The 2,336-nt window shown below is 57.3% G+C and carries 2 protein-coding genes; both read left to right on the top strand.

From position 1 onward, the window contains the following. Nucleotides 1–2,048 (top strand): winged helix-turn-helix domain-containing protein (locus WA354_RS16850; RefSeq protein WP_472814186.1); only part of this gene is annotated, 2,048 nt, incomplete at its 5' end. A 41-nt stretch (nt 2,049–2,089) separates the two neighbouring features. Further along, the coding region (locus tag WA354_RS16845; protein ID WP_472814185.1) for a winged helix-turn-helix domain-containing protein at nt 2,090–2,336 on the top strand (247 nt) is incomplete at its 3' end.

The raw sequence follows: 2,336 nt of genomic DNA, 5'->3' as shown, positions 1-2,336 counted from the left end.
CGGTGTGGGGCGACACCGCGGTCTCGGAGAACTCCCTCACGCGCAGCATCGCTTTGCTTCGGCGGTTGCTCGGTGAGGACACGCACCAACCCCATTTCATAGAGACGGTATCGACGGTGGGCTACCGGTTGATCTGCCCGGTAGAAATCGAAGAGTCGGCGGACGCTTCCAGCAGGATTCAAGGAACCGCAGCATCGCACCAAGCTGCGGAGGTAGTGCCGATCTCAGGTGCAGCCTCGCTGCAGACACCGCCTCGCAGTTGGCTGCGCCGCCGGCGCTGGAGATTGATTGCGGTAGTCTCCATCGTCGTGCTTTCAGCCGCCGCCTTCGTTTGGTATACGATCCACCAGCCGACGCCGCCACGAATAACTGAAACTTTGCGGATCACCAATGACCCACGTTTCGACAAGTGGATCCTTGGAGCGGACGCGAGCAGAATCTACATGGACCTGCATCCCGCCGCGTTCGGGGAGGTGCCAATATCCGGGGGTAATATCACAACCATCCCCATCAGTATTCCGAACTCTAAACCGGGGTTTGAATCCGGGATTGGCCCGCTCTCTCCCGATGGTTCGAGCCTTCTCGCCTGGGGTCACCAGGATTCGAAGGACCAGCTAACCGACATCTGGGTGGTTGGAACGTCCGGAAGCCCCGTTCGGTTCCTGACTCGCGGGTGGAACGCTGCATGGTCGGCTGACGGTAAGCAAGTGATCTATACCACTCCAAAGCGGGAGATATTCACCATTCCGAGTGCCGGAGGAGAAGCGCATTTGATTCGCGTTATGGAGGGACCCGATCACGCATACCAGTTTGCATATTCACCGGACGGCACCAGAATTCGGTTTAACTGGGGCCCACGAAGGCTTATGGAAATGTCACCGGACGGCTCCAACCTTCATGAGATTCTGGCAGGCTGGCATCCTGATGACCTCAAAGGTTGCGGAGGCTGGACCCCCGAACGTGATTTCTTTCTCTTCTTGTCTGCAAGCTCGTCCGAGAGGAGTGGGTTCCCGGCGTTTCAATTATGGGCTCTCGATGAGCGACATGCATGGGTACGGAAGCCTGATCCTCGGCCTGTTCAATTGACGTCTGGCCCAATAACGTGGGGAACAGTAGGGTGGGGATCACCAGTAGTACCTTCTCGCGATGGGCAGAAGATATTCATCAAGGGCACCATAAACCGGGGAGAACTTGTCCGCTACAACCGCCAAACCGGGCAAGTGGAACCTTTCCTGGGCGGCATATCCGCCGATGAAGTAAGTTTCTCGCGTGAGGGCAGGTATGTCGCATACGCGTCGTTTCCAGGTCGAACTCTCTGGAGGGCAAACAAGGACGGAACGGGGGTCCAGGAAATTGCAGAGGCTATGGCCTACCCGGAAATCCCGCGCTGGTCGCCTGATGGCAGCCAGATCAGTTTCGTGGACTATCCTCCAAATGGCCAATCAGGCAGGCGTTCGAAAATCTATGTTGTGTCATCACAGGGCGGTACTCCGGTCCGAATCCTGCCCGCCGACAGAGCGGAGGAGAGTGATCCGACATGGTCGCCAGATGGCAAGAGCTTGGCGTATTGGACACCTTCTGACGAAGGCAGGACGGAAACTGAGCTGAGAATCGTAGACCTAGCGACGCACAAGATCTCGTATCTTCCTCGCCCACCAAAGCGAGCCTGGTCGCCGAGGTGGTCGCCGGACGGACGATATATCGCCTGTCTGACCAACCCATATCCCGCAACGGACGGCCTTGAAGTTTACGACTTTAAGACAAACAACTGGAAGATACTCTTGACAGAGTCTGGATCGGGAAACTGGGCCTCCTGGTCGAGAGATAGTCGTTCGATCTATTTCCTAGGCTCACTGGATGAGAATCGCCAAGTCATCTATCGCATTTCGGTGGAGGGAGGGCGACCAGAACGCATCGCAGATCTTCCGGGCCTTCGCCCCACTGGCTGGATCTACGGTTGGGTAGGATTCGATCCAGACGAGAATCCGATTATGCTGCGCGACGCGGGTACGAGGGAGATCTACGCCCTGACGCTGGGGCGGAAGTGAATACCCTTGGAGGTCAACCTCAGAACGTGGAAGGTTGCACGATGCTGGTCACTCAGGAATCCGTCTTTCGTTTTGGCGACGTAGAAGTTCGAGAGCGGGAATTCCGTCTCATCAAGGCGGGAGAGGTGATCCCGGTCGAACCGAAGGCGTTCCGGGTTCTCCTGTTCCTGCTGCACAATCCTCAAAAGCTGATCGCCAAAGAAGAACTGCTGAACGCGGTGTGGGGCGACACCGCGGTCTCGGAGAACTCCCTCACGCGCAGCATCGCTTTGCTTCGGCGGTTGCTCG

The sequence above is a fragment of the Occallatibacter sp. genome (genome assembly GCF_049802275.1).
Lineage (GTDB): Bacteria > Acidobacteriota > Terriglobia > Terriglobales > Acidobacteriaceae > Telmatobacter.
Note: the sequence above shows the minus strand (reverse complement) of the source record. Positions and strands in the feature narration are given on the sequence as shown.